Source organism: Mesobacillus sp. (genome assembly GCF_049588175.1).
In the GTDB taxonomy this organism is placed as follows: domain Bacteria; phylum Bacillota; class Bacilli; order Bacillales; family Cytobacillaceae; genus Mesobacillus.
In genome coordinates this window covers 1-4,551 of record NZ_JBAVFI010000408.1, presented here as the reverse complement: position 1 = coordinate 4,551, position 4,551 = coordinate 1, and the positions used below count along the sequence as shown (strand labels likewise).

Here is a 4,551-nt window from a genome sequence, read left to right as displayed (position 1 = left end):
GCGTTATACTGGTACATCCGATAATGGCGGCGTTCATACAAACAGCGGAATCATCAACAAAGCTGCTTACCTTCTAAGCCAGGGTGGAACACATTATGGAGTAACAGTTTCTGGAGTTGGAACGGACAAGCTAGGTGCGATTTTCTACCGTGCTAACACAGTATACTTCACATCTTCAACAAACTTCAGCCAGGCAAGAGCTGGACTTGTCCAAGCTGCTACAGATTTGTATGGTGCTTCTTCTGCTGAAGTAACTTCAGTAAATAAAGCATTTGATGCAGTTGGTGTAAATTAATAGAGTTTTAATTTTAGAGACTGACTCAAAAAGTTGTGATACTTCTTTGAGTCAGTTTTTCTTTTTTTGGCGCCAATCGACTTCATTGGGGACCTGTTTTTTACCTATCGTGATTTTTTGAGCACCAATGGGCTTCATTAATGATTTGATTTCAATATATTTAATTAGTAGTTCCAATCTTGGCGGCTCCCCTTCTCCCAATAAAAAAGCGAAACCGTTAATGCACTCATTCACTTTAACGCTTTAATTAACTATTGACAGCAGTTATAAAAGGTTGTAATATTTAGAGAAATTTAATAATTCTATAATTTCTTATCCAGAGAAGCAGAGGGTCCTGGCCCTATGAAGCTTCAGCAACCATCAACTTTTTGTTGAAAAGGTGCTAATTCCAGCAAGTTTTTATAACTTGGCAGATAAGGAGAATGACTCGCAGTGATCAAAGTCTTCTTCTTATAGAAGGCTTTTTTTAGTTTATCTAAAAGAATAAAAACATCAGGAGTGAGATTAATGGTAAAAATTGAGACTAAACTAGCTCAGCTTGGAAACAGGAGTGAGACTGCGACTGGTGCAGTCAATCCCCCTATTTATTTAACGACTGCCTACCGTCATGAAGGAATTGGCCAGTCCAGCGGATATGATTATGTGCGAACAGGGAATCCAACGAGGGAAATTCTTGAAAAAGCAATTGCAGACCTAGAGGAAGGTGACCGCGGATTTGCTTGCAGCTCCGGCATGGCAGCTATCTGGACGATTCTTTCCCTCTTTCAAAATGGTGATGAGTGGATCGTATCCAAGGATTTATATGGCGGAACCTATCGACTTCTGGAGCAAGGCTTCAAAAAATGGGGATTAAATTGTACATATGCCGATATGGCTAATTTGGAGGAAGTCACCTCAGCAATCACTACGAAAACGAAAGCACTATTTGTAGAAACACCGACAAATCCTCTTATGGAGCAGGCAGATATTAAAGCAATCGCAGACATCGCAAAGGCAAATGGGCTGCTGTTAATTGTCGACAATACGTTTTATACTCCCCTGCTTCAAAAACCAATCAGTCTTGGAGCAGATATTGTGATTCATAGTGCTACAAAATACCTTGGAGGTCATAATGATGTGCTTGCCGGATTAATCGTCGCCAAAGGCAAGGAATTATGTGATTCTCTTTTCCTCCATCACAATGGTGGCGGCGCTGTGCTTAGTCCCTTTGATTCATGGCTTCTTATCCGCGGGATGAAGACCTTGTCATTAAGGATGGAGCGTCATGAACGAAATGCAATTCAGCTAGTGGATTATTTAAAGGAACATGATGCCGTCACAGATGTTCTTTATCCCGGCAGGGGCGGCATGATTTCTTTTCGAGTGAAATCACCTTCGATGGTTAATCCATTTTTACAAAGCTTGTCAACCATCACATTTGCAGAGAGTCTTGGCGGTGTTGAAAGCTTTATCACCTACCCTGCGACACAGACCCACGCAGACATCCCTGCTGAAATACGTGAATCAATCGGGGTTTGCGATCGTCTGCTTCGCTTCTCGGTGGGGATTGAGAATGCTGAAGATTTACTGGCTGATTTAGAAAGTGCTTTTAAAAGTGCTGAACAGGAGGCAAAAGTATGAGCGACAGTTACACCTTTGATACAAGACTCCTTCATAATAAGCATAAAATAGATCCAACTACCGGAGGAGTCAGCGTTCCAATCCAGCATGCCTCCACATTTCACCAGCATTCTGTAGACCATTTTGGAAAGTACGATTACAGCAGGAGTCTAAATCCCACCAGGGAAGCTCTTGAAGAAATCATTGCTGAACTCGAAGGCGGCACTCGAGGCTTTGCCTTCTCTTCTGGTATGGCAGCCATATCAACGGCCTTTCTTCTCTTTTCACAGGGCGACCATATTGTCGTGACGGAGGATGTATATGGCGGAAGCTACCGGATGGTGACACAGGTACTCAACCGTTTCGGTATTGAACATACCTTTGTTGATATGACTGATCTTGATGCAGTAGAAAAAGCGATCAAGCACAATACGAAATTACTATATGTCGAAACCCCTTCGAATCCTTTACTTAAGGTTTCTGACATTCAAGCTATTAGCAAAATTGCAAAGAAGCATGGAGTATATACATTTGTCGACAATACATTCATGACTCCCTATTTACAAAGACCACTTGAGCTTGGAGCAGATCTTGTACTCCACAGCGCGACGAAATTTTTATCAGGACACAGTGATACAGTGGCCGGTCTAGCTGTTGTTAAAAATGAAGATCTCGGAAATAAGCTTTATTCCCTGCAAAACTCGTTTGGAGCAATACTGGGAGTCCAGGATGCCTGGCTGGTAATGAGAGGCATCAAAACATTATCAGTGAGGATGAACCAGTCACAGGACAGTGCGGTTAAGATAGCTCATTTCCTGAAAAATAAACCTTCTATTAAAAACGTGTATTATCCTGGATTATCTGAGCATCCACAGTATCATGTACAACGAGGTCAGGCTGAAGGTCCAGGTGCAGTGCTCTCTTTTGAGCTTGAAAATGCGGAGCAATTAAAGAGATTCATAGAAAATTTAAAGCTGCCAGTATTTGCGGTCAGCCTTGGAGCAGTCGAATCCATCATCTCCTACCCTGCAAAAATGTCTCATGCAGCAATGCCGGAGGATGAACGAAAAAGACGCGGAATCAGCGATGGCCTGCTGCGCCTATCCGTTGGACTTGAAAATGCACATGACTTGATCAAAGACTTCGAGCAGGCATTTTTATCAGTAAATAAACAATCAGCTTACAAGGAGGGGATCCGATGAGCTTCCTGAAACGATTAGAAAATGAAATTTTAATAGCGGATGGAGCAATTGGCACCCTTCTCTATTCTTACGGTGCAGGAACCTGTATTGAAGAATTGAATGTTTCTCATCCCAAAGACATTGTTCGTATCCATAAGGCTTACATGGATGCAGGTGCAAATTTAATTCAGACAAATACGTACGCAGCAAATTATATAAAACTTGAAAGATATGGGCTCGAGGATCAAGTGAAAGAAATTAACAGTGCGGCTGTCAAGCTTGCCCGCCAGGCAGCAGATAAAAACGCGTATGTTTTGGGTACGATTGGCGGCAACCGGGGTATAAGACCGTCAGCCATTCCAATTGAGGAAATCAAAAGGAGTTTCAGGGAGCAGCTTTATTGTCTGCTTCTCGAGGGCGTCGACGGGATCCTGCTTGAAACCTTTTATGATATGGAAGAAATCGAAACGGTGCTGGCGATTGCCCGCAAAGAAACAGACCTTCCGATCATCGCCCAGGTTTCACTTCAGGAAATAGGCATCATGCAGGATCAGACTCCCCTTCAGGAAGTTTTCAATACTTTAGAGGACATAGGTGCTGACATAGTTGGCCTGAACTGCAGGCTCGGCCCTCATCATATGATTGCCAGCCTTGAGCAGGTAGAGCTTCCAAAGAAGGCCTACCTTTCTGCTTATCCAAACGCCGGCCTGCCAGCCTATACAGACGGCCAATTCCACTATGAGGGAAACCCTGAATATTTCCGAAAATCAGCCCATAGCTTCCGCGAGCAAGGTGTTCGGCTAATCGGCGGCTGCTGTGGAACAACCCCTGAACACATCAGGGCTATTTCAGAGGAATTAAAAGGTTTGGCGCCACTTGCTGATAAAAGAGTAGTAGTAAAAACAGCCAGGGTTGAGGTTAAATCAACTGATATAATAAGAGCCACTCCCCCACTTCAACAAATAGTGAAGGAACGGCCCTCTGTAATAGTCGAGCTTGATTCACCACGCAAACTGGATACAACAAGATTTTTCGAAGGTGCCAGGGCTTTAAAGGAAACAGGCATAGATGCATTGACGCTCGCAGATAACTCGCTGGCATCTCCAAGGATTTCGAATTCTGCAATTGGCCACCTCGTTAAGGAAAATATCGGCTTGCGGCCGCTTGTGCATTTGACTTGCCGGGATCGTAATATTATTGGACTGCAATCCCATTTGATGGGTCTTCATACACTCGGCCTGCATGACGTGTTGGCCATCACCGGCGATCCTGCACGTGTTGGTGACTTTCCGGGTGCATCATCAGTATTTGATCTATCCTCCTTTGAGCTGATTGAAATGATCAAACAGTTTAATTCTGGGCTCTCGTACTCAGGTAAGGAGCTTGGTCAAAAAGGAGCTTTTTCGGTAGGGGCTGCGTTTAATCCAAATGTCCGCTCATTAGAAAAAGCTGTACTAAGAATGGAGAAGAAAATTC

The 4,551-nt window shown here is 43.6% G+C and carries 4 protein-coding genes and 1 riboswitch; all 4 genes read left to right on the top strand.

Features of this window, described 5'->3' with window-relative positions; genetic code table 11:
• On the top strand, positions 1–295 hold a 295-nt coding region (locus tag WB217_RS10230; RefSeq protein WP_423993099.1), incomplete at its 5' end, for a M4 family metallopeptidase.
• A gap of 309 nt (positions 296–604) precedes the next feature.
• A riboswitch (SAM riboswitch) is annotated at positions 605–715 on the top strand.
• An 87-nt stretch (positions 716–802) separates the two neighbouring features.
• Positions 803–1,915 carry a methionine biosynthesis PLP-dependent protein gene (locus WB217_RS10225; RefSeq protein ID WP_423993097.1) on the top strand — a complete coding sequence of 371 codons (1,113 nt, stop codon included), beginning with the start codon at positions 803–805 and terminating at the stop codon, positions 1,913–1,915.
• Positions 1,912–3,096: a cystathionine beta-lyase gene (gene metC, locus WB217_RS10220; protein WP_423993095.1), complete on the top strand. Its 1,185-nt coding sequence runs from the start codon at positions 1,912–1,914 to the stop codon at positions 3,094–3,096. Before WB217_RS10225 ends, metC begins: the two co-directional genes overlap by 4 nt.
• Positions 3,093–4,551, top strand: a 1,459-nt coding sequence (locus WB217_RS10215; RefSeq protein WP_423993093.1) for a bifunctional homocysteine S-methyltransferase/methylenetetrahydrofolate reductase, incomplete at its 3' end; no start/stop codon positions are given. The genes metC and WB217_RS10215, both read left to right, overlap by 4 nt.

Excerpts from the sequence above, each read along its gene's own strand:
- metC (WP_423993095.1), top strand. The coding sequence starts at position 1,912 with ATGAGCGACAGTTACACCTTTGATACAAGACTCCTTCATAATAAGCAT.
- WB217_RS10225 (WP_423993097.1), top strand. The coding sequence starts at position 803 with ATGGTAAAAATTGAGACTAAACTAGCTCAGCTTGGAAACAGGAGTGAG.